The sequence below is a fragment of the Stenotrophomonas sp. GD03877 genome (assembly GCF_029840555.1).
Lineage (GTDB): Bacteria > Pseudomonadota > Gammaproteobacteria > Xanthomonadales > Xanthomonadaceae > Stenotrophomonas > Stenotrophomonas geniculata.
Genome location: NZ_JAOCCT010000008.1, coordinates 1 through 16,343, shown reverse-complemented (window position 1 = coordinate 16,343; position 16,343 = coordinate 1). Strand labels below are relative to the sequence as shown.

Sequence of the window (16,343 nt, the reverse complement as noted above, 5' to 3'; positions counted from 1 at the left end):
TCAACGCTCCCCCGCCGGGATACGGGTGCCGGCTTTCGCATCGACCTCGATCGTCACCGGCATGCCCTGGCGCAAGGCACTGTCGCTGTCGGCTTCGTCGATGACGATGCGCAGGCGGTAGACCAGATCCGTGCGCAAATCCGTCGTCTCCACCGTCTTGGGGGTGAACTCGGCGCGCGGCGAGATGAAGCCGATCTGGCCGCGATAGACCTTCTCTGATGAATCGCTTTTGACGCGCACCACAGTACCGGGCGCGATGCGCCCCAAGTCCGACTCGCCCACGTAGGCGCGCACGTAAACCGACTTGTCCAGGCTCAGGCTGTAGACCGCGCTCTGGCTTGCGACCATGCTGCCGGGCTCCCGCACTCGTGCGATGACGGTGCCGCTACTGGGCGCCATCAACTCGGTGTCCGCCAAGGCTGTCGTGGCTTGCGCTGCGGCAGCCTGTGCGGCCGCAAGGCGAGCTTCTGCCGCGGCGATGTCTTCCTTGCGAAAACCTTCGGATGCTTGCGACAGGGCCGCCTTGGCCGCTTCGACGCCAGCGGCTGCCTGGTCGCGCGCCGTGCGTGCTGCATCGACCGTGCGCTGGCTGCTGGCGCCCGATGCCAGCAGGCCACTCTGGCGCTGGAAATTGCGCTCGGTCTCGGTGGCGAGCGCCTGGGCCTGCCTGAGGGCTTCGCGCGCCTGGGTGATTTCCTGCGGTCGCAGGCCGCGGCGCAGCTTGGCCAGTTCCGCCTGCGCCACCTGCACCTGGGCCTGTGCTGCCGCAAGTGCTTCCCGATAGGGTTGCGCGTCAAGCGCCGCCAGGCGCGCGCCCGCGCTGACGGCATCGCCCTCATCGAAAGCCATTTGCATCACGCGCCCGGGCTGACGGAAGGCCAGTTGCACCTCGCGGATGTCGACGTTGCCGTAGAGGCGCAATGCATCTTGTTGTCCATGGTCGCGCGACAACCAGAACGCCAGTGCGCCGCCAAGAGCGAGCACGACGACGGCGATCACGACCCAACGGGTTTTCTTGAAGAGGAGGTTTGGAGTTTTCATCGATGGGTTTCCGCTGGATAAAGGTGCTCAGTGCTCGCGTGCGACCGGCGCATTCGCCGCTGACCGGCGCCAGGCGATGGCCGCTATGCCAGCCCACACCAACGTGCGCAGCGTCATGGCGACCACCGTGCGTCGCTCCCAGGCGCCACCCAGAGCCACATGCACTCCGAAAGCCAGGAACACGAGTGCGGTCGCCACCGTGATGACAATCGCTAACCACGCGGCCCAGCGCCGGCGCATCCACAAGCCGACGCCGGCGACGATGTAGGCGAACCCGGCTAGAAAGTTGAACCAGAGCACGAAAGGCACATAGTGGCCGGCAGCCTGGCGCGCCGCGCCGTCGACAAACAGGACTGCGCCGCCTTCCCAGATAGTCATCAGGCCAAAACCGATCGCAATCAAGGAGACCACGCGCATCCAGATCGCGCATCCGCTGTGTGCCGTCATGTTCGTTGCTCCCGATTTGTGGAAGGGTTTGGAGGTCGCAGTCGCGCTTGCGGAGAAGACAGGTGTTTCATGTGTTGCTTTCGATGCCACGGCGATAGATGGCAAACACGGCTGGTGCGTCACGGCGGATGCGACTGACCTTGCCCGCCAACAGCGACTGCATGACCAGTCCCTGGATCGTGCCGATGAACAACACGGCGGCGGCATCCACATCCAGTCCCGCATCCAGTTCGCCCTGCGCCTTGCCGGCTTCGAGCAGGCGATGCAACCGCTCGCCGTAGTGATGAATCAAGGTCTGCACCATTCGCTTAGGCAGGGTCTCTCCAGGTCGCTGCAATTCGCCGAAGAGCATCCTCGGCACACCCGGGTGCTCGGACACGAAGTCGATATGCGTCATGAAGACCGCCTCAAGGGCTGCGACCGGGGACGTAGTGCCTTCTGCTGCCTTGTCCACCCGAGCTAGCAGGCGTTCCGTGACCCAGGACATCACCGCCTGCAGGATGGCGTCCTTGGTCGGGAAGTGACGAAACAGCGCCCCCTGGGTCAGCCCCATGCGCTGTGCGATGGCTGTGGTCGTGATGTCGCTGGGGTTCTGCTCGGCGGCCAAGTCGACCACCGCCTCGACTGTGGCCGCGCGCCGCTCATCGGCCGGTAGATGCTTGGGGTGTCCACTCATTGCTTGCGCATCCGAAAATAAGTAATCTATTACTATCTTATCACCATGCAAGCTTGCCGCAAGAGGGGAAGCGCGAAAAGGAGACCGCAATGGACAGCAGAACCGTGATCTCAGACGACCGGCAACGGTCGATTTCGGGCAGGCGCAAATGTCGCCCTCCGCGCCTTGTTGGCGGAGGGGAACAGGCACATCACAAGCCCGGCGGGATGTAAGTGGAACTGCGCCATCTTCGGTGCTTCGTCGCCGTCGCTGAAGAACTCCACTTCGCTCGCGCCGCCGAGCGGCTGCACATCGAGCAGTCGCCGCTGTCGCGGGCCATCAAGGAACTGGAAGAAGAACTCGGCGTGATGCTGTTTGCCCGCACCACGCGCAGTACGCGGCTGACCCATGCCGGAACATTGTTCTTGGAGCATGTGCGTCGTGTGTTTGCTGCCTTGGAGCAAGCGCGAGAGAGCGTGAAAGCAGCGGCAAACGGTTTTCACGGGCAGTTGCGCGTGGCCTTGTCGGATGGCATCACGCCGTCGCGCCTGCCCGCCTTACTGGCGTTGTGTCGCCAGGAAGAACCCGAGGTCGAGATCCGCTTTTTCGAAGTGTCACTATCGCAGCAGATCAAAGGGCTGCATGATGATCTGTACGACGTGGGGTTTGCCCAATCCGACGAAGTGGGCGACGGCATCGTCACTTTGCCCGCTTGGAGCGATGCACTCATGGTGGCAGTGCCGGCCCGGCATCCGCTGCTGGCCTACAAGCGTATTCCCTTGGACGAGTTGCTGCGCTACCCGCTGGTCTTGTGCGATCCGCAAGTGTGTGAGGGCCACGCCAAGCACGTTGAACGAGTGCTGCGTCGTGCTGACATGGAACCACTGATCGCAGAACGGGTTGCCACCTGCGATCTGATGATGGCACTGGTATCGGCCGGCTTCGCGCTTGGACTAGCGGGCGCTGCACACATCGCCGCCAGCCGTGAGCCGGGTGTCGTAGCTCGACCGCTGGCGTCGCGAGTGCCACCACTTACGACCTACTTGCTCCGTCTCGACGGCAATCCGTCTGATGAACTGGCACGTTTCGTTGAGCGCGTGCAGACCATCGAGTTGCCGGAAACTCCTAGGGCCATACGAGGCCGAAACCCTGATCCCCCGGAGGAATTGATGCCATGAAGAAGGCCATCCCATTCTTGTTGGCGGCCATCCTGACCGCCTGCGGTCAGGCCGAGACGCCTCAGAAGGCCATCAGTTCAGAACCGGACATCCCGACAGTGGAAGAACTGGCGGCCAACCCCGAACGGCTCAAAGAACTGCGCCAGCAATGCAAAACCGACCGCCCGAAGCTCGGCGACGTGCTGTGCAACCGGGTGGCCGAGGCCACGCGCAAGCGGTTCTACGGCGATGGCGAAACCCCTTACACGCCGCCGAAGGAATCGCCCAAGTTCTGATTGTTGGCGGATAGCCGCTTCGCCTTCATTTTTTTGTTCGACACGCCGCAATGCGCCTTCGCTTGCGGCGTTTTTCTTTGGTTCGACACCGCGCGAACTCCGTCTTTTTGCTCGACCTTTCTGCTGAAAATGGTCTTTGACCGGCACTGACCCGGCACCGAACCTGACGCCTGCGGCACGTCCTTGTGCCGCTCTTTCCATGAGGAAAAAGCGCAGGAGAAATCGGAGGCCAGGTCATGCAAGGGACGAACGTGCTGTTCGGTCAGATCGCCGTGGTATTCGGCATCGTGATCGCCGGAGTGTGGGGCGCCACACAATGGACAGCAGCGGCCCTTGGCTACCAAGTACGCCTTGGCTCGCCCTGGTTCGACTTTCTTGGCACGTCGATCTACCACCCGTGGAAGCTGTTTGAGTGGTGGTTTTTCTTCGGCGCTTATGCGCCGGAAGTCTTCGATACCGGCGGCGCCATTGCCGGTGCCAGCGGCATGGTCGCCGTGGGCGTCGCCATCGCCATGTCTGTATGGCGCTCGCGCCAAGCGCGCCTAGTCACGACTTACGGCTCTGCGCGCTGGGCCAACGCGCAGGAAATTCGCAAGGCTGGCCTCACACAGCCGGCCGGCGTGTTCCTGGGCCAGCACGATCGCCAGTATCTGCGGCATGAAGGCCCGGAACACGTCCTGACCTTCGCGCCCACGCGCTCGGGTAAGGGCGTGGGCCTGGTAGTGCCCACCTTGTTGAGCTGGCCCGCGTCGGCCGTCATTCACGACATCAAGGGCGAGAACTGGCAGATCACCGCAGGCTGGCGCTCGCGCTTCTCGCATTGCCTGCTGTTCAACCCGACCGATGCGAAATCGGCGGCCTACAACCCGCTGCTGGAGGTTCGGCGCGGCGCGCATGAAGTGCGCGACGTGCAGAACATCGCGGACATTCTGGTCGATCCCGAAGGCGCGCTGGAGAAGCGCAACCATTGGGAAAAGACCTCGCACGCGCTGCTGGTCGGCGCCATTCTGCATGTGCTCTACGCGGGCGAGGACAAGACGCTGCGCGGCGTCGCCAACTTCCTCTCCGACCCGGCCAGCCCGTTCGAGCTGACCTTGCATCGGATGATGACCACGCCCCACCTGGGCGATGGGCCGCACCCTGTCGTCGCTTCGGCGGCGCGAGAAGTGCTCAACAAGTCGGACAACGAGCGTTCCGGCGTGTTGAGCACGGCCATGTCGTTCCTCGGCCTGTACCGCGATCCCACGGTGGCCGAAGTCACTTCGCGCTGCGACTGGCGCATAGCCGACCTGATCGCTGCGGAACATCCGGTGTCGCTGTATCTGGTGGTGCCGCCCTCGGACATTTCGCGGACGAAGCCGCTCATTCGCCTGATCCTCAACCAGATCGGCCGGCGCCTCACCGAATCGCTTGATGGCTCCGACGGCATCGAGCGGCGCCACAAGCTGCTGCTGATGCTCGACGAATTCCCGGCGCTGGGCCGCCTGGACTTCTTCGAGACGGCCTTGGCCTTCATGGCGGGCTACGGCATTCGCAGCTTCCTCATCGCTCAGAGCCTGAACCAGATCGACAAAGCCTACGGCCAGAACCATTCGATTCTGGACAACTGCCATGTGCGCGTGACGTTCGCCACCAACGACGAACGCACGGCCAAACGAATTTCCGAAACGCTCGGCACCGCCACCGAGCTGCGTGCGCAGCGCAACTATGCGGGCCACAGGCTCGCGCCGTGGCTCGGGCATTTGATGGTGTCGCGCCAAGAAACAGCGCGCCCGCTGCTAACGCCGGGCGAGGTGATGCAGCTTCCGCCTGACGAGGCGGTGGTGATGGTGTCCAGCGTCGCACCGATCAAGGCCAAGAAGCTGCGCTACTACGCGGACGCCAATTTCAAGCGCCGCGTGCTGCCGCCGCCCGCGCTTGCAGGCGGGCAGTACGCTGACGCGCCGCCGCTACGCCCGGACGACTGGAGCGGGCTGGCGATTCCGCGGACGCCTGCCATACCGGCCACGGTATCCGCCGATGGCCTGGGGAGCTTGACCGCCGACGACGGCGGCCCGCGCCGTCAACACGAGCTTTCCGAAGCCGTCGCCTACGCACCCGAGCTGGTCGTTCCCGCAGCCGACCTCGCGCTGCTCGATGACGACGACGACCTGCCGCTTCCCCTTCCTCGCCAGCTTGATCCAGCCATGCAGCGCACGGCCCGGCTGGCTTCCCTCGACCCCAACGACGGAATCGAGCTATGAGCCACTACCGCCTGAACCTCTTTATCCAGCCCGAGCACGCCAAGCGCCTGGACGAGCTGGCCGCCAAGAAGGGCGTTTCCAAGTCGTCCATCGTCGCGGCGGCGCTCGCATCGTGGCTGTCGCCCGATGCCGCCGACCAGCGCGAGGCGGCCATCGCCAAGCGCCTGGATCGGCTGTCGCGCCAATCCGAACGGCTGGAGCGCGACCAGAACATCCAGATCGAGACGCTGGCGCTGTTCATTCGCTACTACCTCACGGTCAGCACGCCCGTTCCCGAGGCGCACCAAGAGGCCGCCCGCGCTCAGGGCAAAGCGCGCTTCGAGCAGTTCGTTGAACAGTTGGGCCGCCACCTGCTGCGCGGGCGCAGCCTGGTGCGCGACGTGGTGGAGGAACTGCATCCCGATCCTATGCGAATGGAGGACGCGGCGGCGGCTGCGCAAGCGCGGGAGCGTGCGTCATGAGCGCCGTTCCGCAGTCCATGAGCGCCACGTCGCTCGACCGCCGAATCCAGATGCTGCGCACAGCGATGGGGTCGCTGATCGCCGCCGCGCTCGAAGACCCGGACGTGGTGGAGGTGATGCTGAATCCTGATCGCACCCTTTGGGTGGATCGGCTTTCCAGTGGGCGCGCGCCGATGGGCGTGGAACTGCCCGAGGCGGACGGCGAGCGAATCATCCGCCTGGTCGCGGCCCATGTCGGTGCGGAAATCCATCGCGGCCAGCCGCTGCTATCCGCCGAACTGCCCGAAACCGGCGAACGCTTCGAGGGCATCTTGCCGCCGGCAGCGCCGGGGCCGGCCTTTGCGCTGCGCAAGCGTGCTATCGGCGTGATCCCGTTGGAGCGGTACGTCATTGACGGGATGATGACCAGCGTGCAGGCGGGCTTTCTCGTTCGCGCCGTGCGCGAGCGGCAGAACGTGCTGATCGCCGGCGCCACCAGCAGCGGCAAGACCACGCTCGCCAATGCTTTGCTCGCCGAAATCGCCGCCACCGGCGACCGCGTGCTGGTGCTCGAAGACACGGTGGAACTGCAATGCGCGGCCCGCGACCACGTTCCGCTGCGCACGCGCGCAGGCGTGGTATCCATGACCGAGCTGGTGCGCTCGTCCATGCGCCTGCGGCCTGATCGCGTAGTCGTCGGCGAGGTGCGCGGCGCCGAGGCGCTGGATCTCATCAAGGTGTGGGGCACGGGACACCCCGGCGGCATCGCCACGATCCACGCAGGTTCCGCGCTGGGCGCGCTGCTGCGCCTGGAGCAACTGATTCTCGAAGTGGCCGTGAACCCGCCGCGTGCGCTGATCGCCGAGGCGGTCAACGTGGTGATCCACATCGCCGGGCGTGGGCGCAAACGCCGCATCGAGAGCATTGCCCGCGTCGTCGGCTTCGACGGCGTGGGCTACCGATTGGCGAATTGGGAGGCGGACGCGCTGGACACGCCGTTTCCCGAGTTGTCGCCAAACCCCGATGCCGCATCCGCTGCGGCGACTTCCCCATCCCCTGACTTACTTGGAGAACTGCCATGACGCAGATGACTTTTCCTGCTTTCCGTTTTTCTGCAAATCCGGCATTGCGTCTTGCGCGGCTGCGCTGCCTGGCCCGCCCTGCGGGGCAAGGGCTGCTGCTGGCCGCGCTGCTGTTGTTCCTGACCGGAACCGCGCAGGCCGCCGGTTCCTCGATGCCGTGGGAAGGCCCGCTGCAATCCATCCTCGAATCCATCCAGGGGCCGGTGGCGCGCATCGTCGCGGTCATCATCATCATCGCCACGGGCCTCGCGCTCGCCTTCGGCGACACTTCGGGCGGATTCCGCAAGCTGATCCAGATCGTGTTCGGTCTGTCCATCGCGTTTGCGGCTTCGAGCTTCTTCCTGTCGTTTTTCAGCTTCTCCGGCGGGGCCGTCGTATGAGTGCCCCGGACACCTTCGCCGCCGGATTCGAGGTGCCGCTGCATCGCTCGCTGACCGAGCCGATTCTGCTGGGCGGTGCGCCGCGCACCGTGGCAATTGCCAACGGCACGCTGGCCGCCGCCGTCGGGCTGGGCCTTCAACTGTGGATTCCCGGTGTCGTGCTCTGGATCGTCGGCCATTCGCTGGCGGTGTGGGGAGCGCGCGTCGATCCGCAGTTCATGCAGGTCTTTGCTCGGCACATCAAGCATCGCCCGCTGCTGGACGTGTAAGGGGAGGACGCCGCGATGCTGAACCTAGCCGAATACCGCCAGCGCCCGGCCTTGCTCGCCGACTGGCTGCCCTGGGCCGGGCTGGTCGCGCCGGGTGTCATCTTGAACAAGGACGGCAGTTTCCAGCGCACGGCCCGGTTTCGTGGGCCTGACCTCGACAGCGCGACGCAAGGCGAACTGATAGCCACGTCGGCGCGCTTGAACAACGCGCTACGCCGCATGGGTTCGGGCTGGGCGCTGTTCATCGAGGCCGAGCGCCGACCCGCTGCCGACTATCCGCAATCGGAGTTTCCCGAGCCGCTGTCGTGGCTGGTGGACGAGGAGCGCCGGGCCACCTTCGAGGAATCGGGCAACGACTTCGAGAGCGGCTATCACCTGACGCTGGTGTACCTGCCGCCCGAGGAATCGCGCGCCCGCGCGGCGGGGATGCTGTACGAGAACCGGCCCACCGATGGCGTGGACTGGCGCGAGCGGCTGCAAGCCTTCGTCGCGGAGACGGATCGCGTCTTTGACCTGCTCGATGGCGTGATGCCGGAAATCGCTTGGCTCGATGACGGCCAGACACTGACCTACCTGCACGCCACCATCTCGACGCGGCGCTATCGCGTCGGCGTGCCCGAAGTGGCGTTCCATATCGACGCGCTGCTGACCGATTCCGCACTGGTCGGTGGCCTGGCGCCCATGCTGGGCGACCAGCACCTGCGCATGGTGTCGGTGCGGGGCTTCCCGACCTCGACTTGGCCGGGGATTCTGGACGACCTCAACCGCCTTGGCTTTGCCTACCGCTGGAGCACGCGCTTCCTGTGCCTCGACAAAGCCGAGGCGGAACGGGAGTTGGGACGCCTGCGCCGCCAGTGGTTCGCCAAACGCAAGAACGTCATCGCGCTGCTGCGCGAAACGATCTTCCAGCAGGAAAGTCCGCTGGTCGATACCGACGCCAGCAACAAGGCCGCCGATGCCGATGCCGCCTTGCAGGAGCTGGGCAGCGATCAAGTCGCCTTCGGCTACCTCACCGCCACGGTGATGGTGCTCGATGCCGACGCGGCTGTGGCCGACGAGAAGCTGCGCATGGTGGAGCGTGTCATCCAGGGCCGGGGCTTCATCACCATCCCGGAAACGCTCAACGCCGTGGATGCCTGGCTGTCGTCCATTCCGGGCAACGCTTACGCCAACGTGCGCCAGCCCATCGTCTCGACGTTGAACCTGGCTCACATGATGCCGGTTTCGGCGGTATGGGCCGGGCCGGAAAGGAACGAGCACCTGGATGGCCCACCCTTGATCGTCACACGCACCGATGGCGCCACGCCGTTCCGGCTGGTGACGCACATCGGCGACGTGGGCCACATGCTAGTCGCGGGGCCGACCGGCATGGGCAAGTCGGTTTTGCTCGCCACGCTGGCAATGCAGTTCCGCCGCTATCGCGGTTCGCGCATCTTCGCGTTCGACATGGGCCGCTCAATGCGCGCCACGGTTCTCGGCCTGGGCGGCGAGCACTACGACCTCGGGACAGATGGCGAAACCGCCTTCCAGCCGTTGGCACGCATCGACCGCGAGGGCTACCGCACCTGGGCGGCCGAATGGGTGGAAGGCCGCTTGCTGCATGAGGGCGTGGCGGTCGGCCCCGACGAGAAGGCGGCTATCTGGTCGGCGTTGGGAAGCCTTGCCGGTGCGCCGTTGGAGCAGCGCACGATGACGGGGCTTTCCGTGCTGCTGCAATCGAACGCGCTGCGGCAGGCGCTGTCGCCCTATGTGCTCGGCGGTGCCCACGGCAAGCTGCTGGACGCCGACCATGACCGGCTCGGCATGGCCGGCGTGCAGTGCTTCGAGATGGAGGAGCTGATGCACAGCAAGGCCGCCGTCATGGCCGTGCTGCACTACCTCTTTGCGCGCTTCGACGAACGCTTCGACGGTGCGCCCACGCTGCTGATCCTCGATGAAGCGTGGCTGTTCCTAGATGACCCGGTGTTTGCCGCGCGTATCCGGCAATGGCTCAAGACGCTCAGGAAAAAGAACGTCAGCGTCATCTTCTCCACGCAGAGCCTCGCCGACATCAAGGAATCGAGCATCGCGCCCGCGATCATCGAGAGCTGCGCGAGCCGCATTTTCCTCGCCAACCCGCAGGCGACCGAGCCGCAGATTCGCACGATCTATGAGGGCTTCGGCCTCAACAGGCGGCAGATCGAAATCGTCGCCACCGCGCAGCCCAAGCGCGACTACTACTACCAATCCCGCCTCGGCAACCGCCTGTTCGACCTCGATCTGGGGCCGGCGGCGCTGGCGTTTGCGGGCGCATCCACGCCGCAAGACCAGCGCGACATAGACCGCGTGCTGCTGGACGCCGGCGTGCCCGGCTTCGCGGGCGCCTGGCTGCGCCATCGCGGCCTCGATTGGGCGGCCGACCTGCTGCCCTCGTTCCCCGGCCTTGCGCCGGGTTCCCTCGCTGACCAACCCCTGGAGAACCTGCCATGAAGAAGCGTCTTATCGCCGCTGCCATCGCGGCCATGCTTTGCACCGCCACTGCCCATGCGCAATGGGTCGTGGTCGATCCCACCAACCTCGTGCAGAACACGCTGACCGCCATCCGCACGCTGGAGCAGATCAACAACCAGATCCAGCAGCTCCAGAACGAAGCGAAGATGCTGATGAACCAGGCGCGCAACCTCGCCAGCCTGCCGTCTAGCGTGGTGAACCAGTTGCGCGCCAACCTGGCGACGACCGAGCGACTGATCGCCCAGGCCCGCGGCTTGGCCTTCGACGTGACGAACCTCGATCGGGAGTTCGCGCGCCTGTATCCCGAGCAGTACGCCGCCACCGTCAGCGGCGACCAGATGTACCGCGATGCGCAGGAGCGTTGGAAGAACACGCTCAACGGCTTGCAGACCACGATGCAGATGCAGGCGCAGGTGTCGCAGAACCTGGGCGAAGACGAAAGCGTGCTGGCCGATCTCGTGGGCAAGAGCCAGTCGGCCGAAGGTGCCTTGCAGGCGATGCAGGCCATGAACCAGTTGCTGGCTTTGCAGGCCAAACAGTCGATCCAGTCGCAGCGGCTCCAGATCACGCAAGACCGGGCGGCGTCGCTGGATCTGGCGCGGCAGGCGGCGGCCACGGAGCGCGCCCGCGAAGTGCGGCGGCGCTTCCTGGGCGAAGGCACGCCGTACACGCCGCAGTCCGTGAACTTCTACGGCAACTGACGGGAGGCCGCCATGCGATGCGTCCTCGCCCCGTCTGTTGTGGTGCTTGTCGTGCTGCTGGCCGCTTGCAACAAGCAGCCGGCCGACAACCTTGCCGATGCTCTGGCCGCCGATCCTGCGCGGCTCAAGGCATTGCGCGCGCAATGCGCGGCCGACCGGCAGGCCAAGGGCGAGGACGCTTGCCGCGCCGCCGCCGAAGCCTTCCGGCGGCGCTTCTTCTCCGGCGAGGCCGGGCCGGACGAATACCAGACGCTGGCCGACCTGCCGCCGATTCCGCCGAGCTTCGAGGAACCGGCCGATGGCATGGCGCCGGCCTTTCCCGCCGAACCGGAGGACACGCCATGAATGATGTGACCATCATCGACCAATTCCTCAACACCTTTGCCGCTTATATCGACTCGGGTTTCGGGCTGCTGCGTGGCGAGGTGGCGTTCCTCACGGCCACGCTGATCGTCATCGACATGACGATCGCCGGACTGTATTGGGCCATGAGCCATGCCACCGGCCAGGGCGAGGACGTGATCGCCAAGCTGCTGCGCAAGGTGCTCTACGTCGGTGCCTTCGCCTACATCATCAATAACTTCAACTGGCTGGCCAGCATCGTGTTCCGCTCGTTTGCGGGATTGGGCATTACCGCCACCGGCTCGGCCATCACGATGGAGAACTTCCTGCAGCCGGGCCGGCTGGCGAAAACCGGGATCGACGCCGGGGCGCCGATTTTGGAGCAGATCGGCGAGATGGCGGGCTTCCCCGAAGTGTTCGTGAACCTTGATCCCATCGTGGTGATGTTCCTCGCGTGGCTGGTTGTGATCTTGTGCTTCTTCGTGCTGGCGATCCAACTGTTCATCACGCTGATCGAGTTCAAGCTGACCACGCTTGCGGGCTTTGTGCTTGTGCCGTTCGCACTCTGGAACAAGACCGCGTTCCTCGCCGAAAAGGTCTTGGGCAACGTGGTGGCCTCCGGCGTCAAGGTTCTGGTGCTGGCCGTGATCGTCGGGATCGGCTCGGGCTTGTTCGCTCAGTTCCAAGTCCATCCCGCCGAGCCGTCCATCGACCACGCGCTGGTCATCATGCTGGCCTCGCTCACCTTGCTGGCGCTCGGGATCTTCGGCCCCGGCATTGCGACAGGCCTTGTGTCCGGTGCGCCGCAGCTCGGCGCGGGCGCGATGGCCGGTGCTGCTGTCGGCGCTGCCGGCACGGCCGTCGCTATCGGCGCCGCCGCGACGGGCGTGGGTGGCGCCGTGGCTGCTGGCGCGCGTATGGCTCCGGCCGCCGCAAAGCTGGCCGGTAGCGGTGCGCGCGCCGCCACGTCGGCGGCCAGCAATGCGAAGTCGGCGTTTCAGGCCGGTTCCGCCGCCGCTGGCGGCGGCGCAAAGGGCGCGATGGCGGGCCTGGGCAACGTCGCCAAGACCGGCGCGCAGTCCGCCGGACGCGCCGCAGCATCCCGTGCTTCCGCTGCCGGGCAGCGGATGGCCGCTCCGTTCCGTGCTGGCTGGAATGGCTCGACGGCCGACGCTGGCGCGTCAACCGGCCAAGCCTCCGCAGGAGAGGCCTCCGCAGGCGGCGCCGCTGCACAGAAGCCGGAACAACCCGCCTGGGCCAAGCGGCTGCATCGCCGCCAGCAACTCACCCACGCCGCGACCACCGCCGCGCACACGCTGCGCGGTGGCGACGGTGGCGGCTCGGGGCAAGGCCCGAGCCTGCGCGGCTCCGACGACTAATGCGATTCACAAGGAGAACTGACCATGCGATTCAGAAAACCGCAGGTGCGCTATGCCGACACGCCGCAGCCTGCCACGCCGTACCAAGCTGCCGGCCAGGTGTGGGACGACCGTATCGGCTCGCCGCGCGTGCAGGCGAAGAACTGGCGCCTGATGGCCTTCGGCTGCCTCACGCTCGCGCTGTTGATGTCCGGCGGCCTAGTGTGGCGCTCGGCGCAGTCATTCGTGACGCCCTACGTCGTGGAAGTGGACAACGCGGGCCAGGTGCGCGCCGTGGGCGAAGCCGCCACGCCCTACCGGCCCAACGATGCACAGACGGCGCACCACATCGCGCGCTTCGTGACGCTGGTGCGCTCGCTGTCCATCGACCCCATCGTCGTCCGCCAGAACTGGCTGGACGCCTACGACTACACGACCGACAAGGGCGCGGCCGTGCTCAACGACTACGCGCGGGTCAACGACCCGTTCGCACGCATCGGTAAAGAGTCGGTGACTGTGCAGATCACCAGCGTCGTGCGCGCCAGCGACACGTCTTTCAACGTGCGCTGGACGGAACGCCGCTACGTCAACGGCGCCGCGGCGGGCTTGGAGCGGTGGACGGCCGTGGTGTCCATCGTGCTCCAGCCGCCGCGCACCGAAGAACGCCTGCGCCAGAACCCCCTGGGCATCTACGTCAACGGCCTGTCATGGAGCCGCGAACTGGATTCTTCCGAAGGAGCCAAGCCATGAATGATCTTTTCCGTAAATCCGCCTTGCCGGTGATCTTGCTTGCCCTGGCGGGCTGCGCCACGCAGGGCAAGCCACCGCCGACCATCTCGCTCGATGAGCCGGTACAGGCCCAGCCGCTACCCGAGCCACCCGCGCCGGTGGAGGTGGTGGCGGTGCCCGAGGTACTGCCGATGCCGGCGCAGTTGAAGCCATTGCCCGAAGCCGAGGACGCCAAGCCCACGCCGGAGCCAGCCGACGAGAAGGTGCGCGTCTCACGGGCCAATGCCGAGGCGCGCGTCGCACCCACGCGCGAGGGATACGTCAACGCGATTCAGGTGTGGCCGTTCACCGATGGCGCGCTCTACCAAGTCTATGCAGCCGTGGGCCGCGTGACTGTGATTTCGCTCCAGCCGGGCGAGGAGCTGGTGACGGTGGCCGCTGGTGATACCGTGCGCTGGATCGTTGGCGATACGTCGAGCGGCAGCGGTGCTGACCTGCGCGTCAATGTGCTGGTCAAGCCGATCCGCTCGGGCCTCAAGACCAATCTCGTCATCACCACCAACCGCAGGACGTACCTGCTGGAGTTGGCTTCGACGGAAAAGACGTGGATGGCGTCGGCTTCTTGGGAGTATCCGCGTGACCGGATGCTGGCCTTGCAGCGCCAGGCGCAGGCGGCCAGCGCCGCCGCGCCGGTGGACTCCGGCTTGTCGCTGGAAAACCTGCGCTTCCGCTACGCGGTCAGCGGTAGCAACCCGCCGTGGAAGCCGCTGCGCGCCTTCGACGACGGGCAGAAGGTCTATATCCAGTTCCCCGCCGGCATCGCGCAAGGCGAGCTGCCGCCGCTGTTCGTAATCGGGCCGGAAGGCGACGGGCAACTGGTCAACTACCGCTTCCGCTCGCCGTACTACATCGTGGATCGGCTGTTCGGTGCCGCCGAACTGCGCCTGGGCGGCGACAAGGGCGACGTGGTGCGAATTGAGCGCACGGACGGCGTTGCGCGGAGGAACTGACCATGAGCCAGGACGACACCCCCGACCTCGCCACGCCGCAGGCAGGCAAGGTCGCGCCGGAAGCGGTGGTGCTGCGCGCCCAGCCGCGCCCGGTCACGCGCCTGAACCGACGCACGCTGGCCATCCTCGTCGGCAGTCTGTCGGTTGCCGTGCTCGGCGCTACGATCTGGTCGTTGCAACCGCAGCGGCGCAGCGCCGACGAGCAAACCGAGCTTTACAACGTCGATCGCGTCTCGAAATCAGAGGGGCTGGATGGCCTGCCGACCGACTACTCGAAGCTGCCGCCGCAAGTGCCCGAGCTGGGGCCGCCGCTGCCGGGCGACCTCGGCCCTGCCATCGTGAATTCGCAGCAGCCGGCCGTGGCCGCCTACGCGGCCCCCGGCCACGATCCCAACGATGCCGTGCGCAAGGAGGCGGAAGCCGCTGCGGCTTCGTCGGTGTTCTTCCGTTCAGGGGGCCAAGGCCAAGCCGCCGCCACGGTGGCACAGGCGACGCCGGGTGTGCCTGGTGGTGCAAGCGCGCTCGCGGCCTTCGACCCGCTCACGGCTGGGCCGGCATCGGTGGCGGCGCAGCCTGCCGACCCGACCGCCGTGCAGAACCGACAAGACCAAAAGGAAGCGTTCCTGAAAGCCGGCTCTACGGAAACACGCAATTCCGGCAATCTGGCGCTGCCGGCGTCGCCGTATCAGGTGATGGCCGGAACCGTGATCGCGGGCGCGCTGGTGACGGGCATCAAGTCGGACTTGCCGGGCGACGTGATCGCCACGGTGACGGAGCCGGTCTTTGACACGGCCACGGGCAAGTTCCTGCTGATCCCGCAGGGATCGCGCATCCTGGGGCGCTACAACAGCCAGGTCAGCTACGGACAGAGCCGCGTGCAGGTGGTGTGGAACCGGATCATCCTGCCCGACACGTCCTCGCTGACGCTCGACAACCTCGTGGGCACCGACCCGGCCGGCTACGCCGGCCTGGAAGACGACGTGGACTGGCACTGGAAGCGCATCGTTGCGGGCGCGGTGCTGACGACGCTGCTGGGCGTGGGTGCCGAGCTGGCCGCGCCGGAAAACCGCCAGGACGGCAACCGCATCGTCATCGCCGGGCGCGACAGCGCCCAGGACAGCATCAATCAGGTCGGCCAGGAGATCACCCGGCGCAACATGAACATCCAGCCGACGCTGACCGAGCGGCCGGGCCTGCCGGTGCGGATCATCGTCAACCGGGATCTGGTGCTGCGGCCCTACCAGCCGCTGTTCTTCAATCGGGGAGCTTCGCAATGAGCGCGACCAAGAAGCTGCGGCTCGGGCCGCTGCCCAAGACCGAGAACGTCAAGATGACTTTCGCCTGCCCAGCCAGCCTGAAAGCCGACCTCGACCGCTACGCCGCGCTGCACGCGCAAGCGTATGGCGAGGCAGTCGATGCAGAGAAGTTGATCCCGCACATGCTGGAGGCGTTCATGGCGAGGGATCGCGGGTTCAAGAGGGGAGGGCAGCCAACGCCGCAGCCATCGACTAGGGCCTGTTAACACTACGTGCTAACATACTGCGCATGGAACTTACGCCTGCGCAATTCGCGCGTATCGAGGATTGCCTGCCGCGGCAGCGGGGCAATGTGTCGCTGGACAACCTTCAGGTGCTCAACGCGATCCTGTTCGTGGCCGAAAATGGCTGCAAGTGGCGGGCCCTGCCCAAGCGGTTCGGCAACTA

General features: G+C 66.0%; 20 protein-coding genes. 16 read left to right on the top strand and 4 right to left on the bottom strand.

Features of this window, described 5'->3' with window-relative positions; all coding sequences use genetic code 11:
* The 3 genes from hlyD to N5D20_RS08035 form a co-directional block, all read right to left on the bottom strand.
* Positions 1–1,041 (bottom strand): secretion protein HlyD, encoded by a 1,041-nt coding sequence (hlyD, locus tag N5D20_RS08045; protein WP_279914392.1) that lies wholly within the window; start codon positions 1,039–1,041, stop codon positions 1–3.
* Between the two features lie 27 nt (positions 1,042–1,068).
* Positions 1,069–1,488, bottom strand: a complete 420-nt coding sequence (locus N5D20_RS08040; RefSeq protein WP_016448825.1) for a hypothetical protein — start codon at positions 1,486–1,488, stop codon at positions 1,069–1,071.
* 67 nt (positions 1,489–1,555) lie between these two features.
* Positions 1,556–2,164: a TetR/AcrR family transcriptional regulator gene (locus N5D20_RS08035; protein ID WP_054659618.1), complete on the bottom strand. Its 609-nt coding sequence runs from the start codon at positions 2,162–2,164 to the stop codon at positions 1,556–1,558.
* A 212-nt stretch (positions 2,165–2,376) separates the two neighbouring features.
* Between N5D20_RS08035 and N5D20_RS08030 the strand changes: the two genes are divergently transcribed.
* Positions 2,377–3,321, top strand: coding sequence for a LysR substrate-binding domain-containing protein (locus N5D20_RS08030; protein WP_016448823.1), 945 nt, complete (start codon positions 2,377–2,379; stop codon positions 3,319–3,321).
* Entirely contained in the window at positions 3,318–3,596 is a 279-nt protein-coding gene (locus N5D20_RS08025) for an EexN family lipoprotein (protein ID WP_016448822.1), read from the top strand. Before N5D20_RS08030 ends, N5D20_RS08025 begins: the two co-directional genes overlap by 4 nt.
* On the opposite strand, the gene N5D20_RS08020 is transcribed toward N5D20_RS08025, so the two are convergent.
* The gene (locus N5D20_RS08020; protein ID WP_139286363.1) at positions 3,563–3,838 is read right to left on the bottom strand and encodes a hypothetical protein; all 276 of its coding nucleotides are present in this window, start codon (positions 3,836–3,838) and stop codon (positions 3,563–3,565) included. The genes N5D20_RS08025 and N5D20_RS08020 overlap by 34 nt on opposite strands.
* On the opposite strand from N5D20_RS08020, the gene N5D20_RS08015 reads away from it, so the two are divergent.
* The 14 genes from N5D20_RS08015 to N5D20_RS07950 all read left to right on the top strand — a co-directional run.
* Positions 3,833–5,839 carry a conjugal transfer protein TraG gene (locus N5D20_RS08015; RefSeq protein ID WP_074197592.1) on the top strand — a complete coding sequence of 669 codons (2,007 nt, stop codon included), beginning with the start codon at positions 3,833–3,835 and terminating at the stop codon, positions 5,837–5,839. The two genes, N5D20_RS08020 and N5D20_RS08015, sit on opposite strands and share 6 nt — an antisense overlap.
* A complete protein-coding gene (locus N5D20_RS08010; RefSeq protein WP_016448820.1) occupies positions 5,836–6,300 on the top strand; it encodes a ribbon-helix-helix protein, CopG family in 465 nt (154 codons plus the stop codon). The genes N5D20_RS08015 and N5D20_RS08010 overlap by 4 nt, the downstream gene beginning before the upstream one ends.
* Positions 6,297–7,361: a P-type conjugative transfer ATPase TrbB gene (gene trbB, locus N5D20_RS08005; protein ID WP_074197590.1), complete on the top strand. Its 1,065-nt coding sequence runs from the start codon at positions 6,297–6,299 to the stop codon at positions 7,359–7,361. The genes N5D20_RS08010 and trbB overlap by 4 nt, the downstream gene beginning before the upstream one ends.
* A complete protein-coding gene (locus N5D20_RS08000) occupies positions 7,358–7,741 on the top strand; it encodes a TrbC/VirB2 family protein (RefSeq protein WP_003291753.1) in 384 nt (127 codons plus the stop codon). Before trbB ends, N5D20_RS08000 begins: the two co-directional genes overlap by 4 nt.
* Positions 7,738–8,010: a VirB3 family type IV secretion system protein gene (locus N5D20_RS07995; RefSeq protein WP_003291752.1), complete on the top strand. Its 273-nt coding sequence runs from the start codon at positions 7,738–7,740 to the stop codon at positions 8,008–8,010. The genes N5D20_RS08000 and N5D20_RS07995 overlap by 4 nt, the downstream gene beginning before the upstream one ends.
* Positions 8,011–8,025: 15 nt before the next feature.
* A complete protein-coding gene (gene trbE / locus N5D20_RS07990) occupies positions 8,026–10,479 on the top strand; it encodes a conjugal transfer protein TrbE (RefSeq protein WP_016448818.1) in 2,454 nt (817 codons plus the stop codon).
* Complete coding sequence (trbJ, locus tag N5D20_RS07985) at positions 10,476–11,201, top strand: P-type conjugative transfer protein TrbJ (RefSeq protein WP_016448817.1); 726 nt, start codon at positions 10,476–10,478, stop codon at positions 11,199–11,201. The genes trbE and trbJ overlap by 4 nt, the downstream gene beginning before the upstream one ends.
* A 12-nt stretch (positions 11,202–11,213) precedes the next feature.
* Positions 11,214–11,546 carry a hypothetical protein gene (locus N5D20_RS07980; RefSeq protein WP_057506645.1) on the top strand — a complete coding sequence of 111 codons (333 nt, stop codon included), beginning with the start codon at positions 11,214–11,216 and terminating at the stop codon, positions 11,544–11,546.
* On the top strand, positions 11,543–12,922 hold the full coding sequence (gene trbL, locus N5D20_RS07975; RefSeq protein ID WP_016448815.1) for a P-type conjugative transfer protein TrbL: 1,380 nt from the start codon (positions 11,543–11,545) through the stop codon (positions 12,920–12,922). Before N5D20_RS07980 ends, trbL begins: the two co-directional genes overlap by 4 nt.
* Before the next feature lie 24 nt (positions 12,923–12,946).
* Positions 12,947–13,651 carry a conjugal transfer protein TrbF gene (trbF, locus tag N5D20_RS07970; RefSeq protein WP_016448814.1) on the top strand — a complete coding sequence of 235 codons (705 nt, stop codon included), beginning with the start codon at positions 12,947–12,949 and terminating at the stop codon, positions 13,649–13,651.
* Positions 13,648–14,640 carry a P-type conjugative transfer protein TrbG gene (gene trbG, locus N5D20_RS07965; protein ID WP_005304503.1) on the top strand — a complete coding sequence of 331 codons (993 nt, stop codon included), beginning with the start codon at positions 13,648–13,650 and terminating at the stop codon, positions 14,638–14,640. Before trbF ends, trbG begins: the two co-directional genes overlap by 4 nt.
* 2 nt (positions 14,641–14,642) lie before the next feature.
* Positions 14,643–15,917 carry a TrbI/VirB10 family protein gene (locus N5D20_RS07960; RefSeq protein ID WP_016448813.1) on the top strand — a complete coding sequence of 425 codons (1,275 nt, stop codon included), beginning with the start codon at positions 14,643–14,645 and terminating at the stop codon, positions 15,915–15,917.
* Entirely contained in the window at positions 15,914–16,162 is a 249-nt protein-coding gene (locus N5D20_RS07955; protein WP_016448812.1) for a DUF2274 domain-containing protein, read from the top strand. Before N5D20_RS07960 ends, N5D20_RS07955 begins: the two co-directional genes overlap by 4 nt.
* 23 nt (positions 16,163–16,185) lie before the next feature.
* A partial coding sequence (locus N5D20_RS07950) for an IS5 family transposase (protein ID WP_054660924.1) occupies positions 16,186–16,343 on the top strand: 158 nt, incomplete at its 3' end.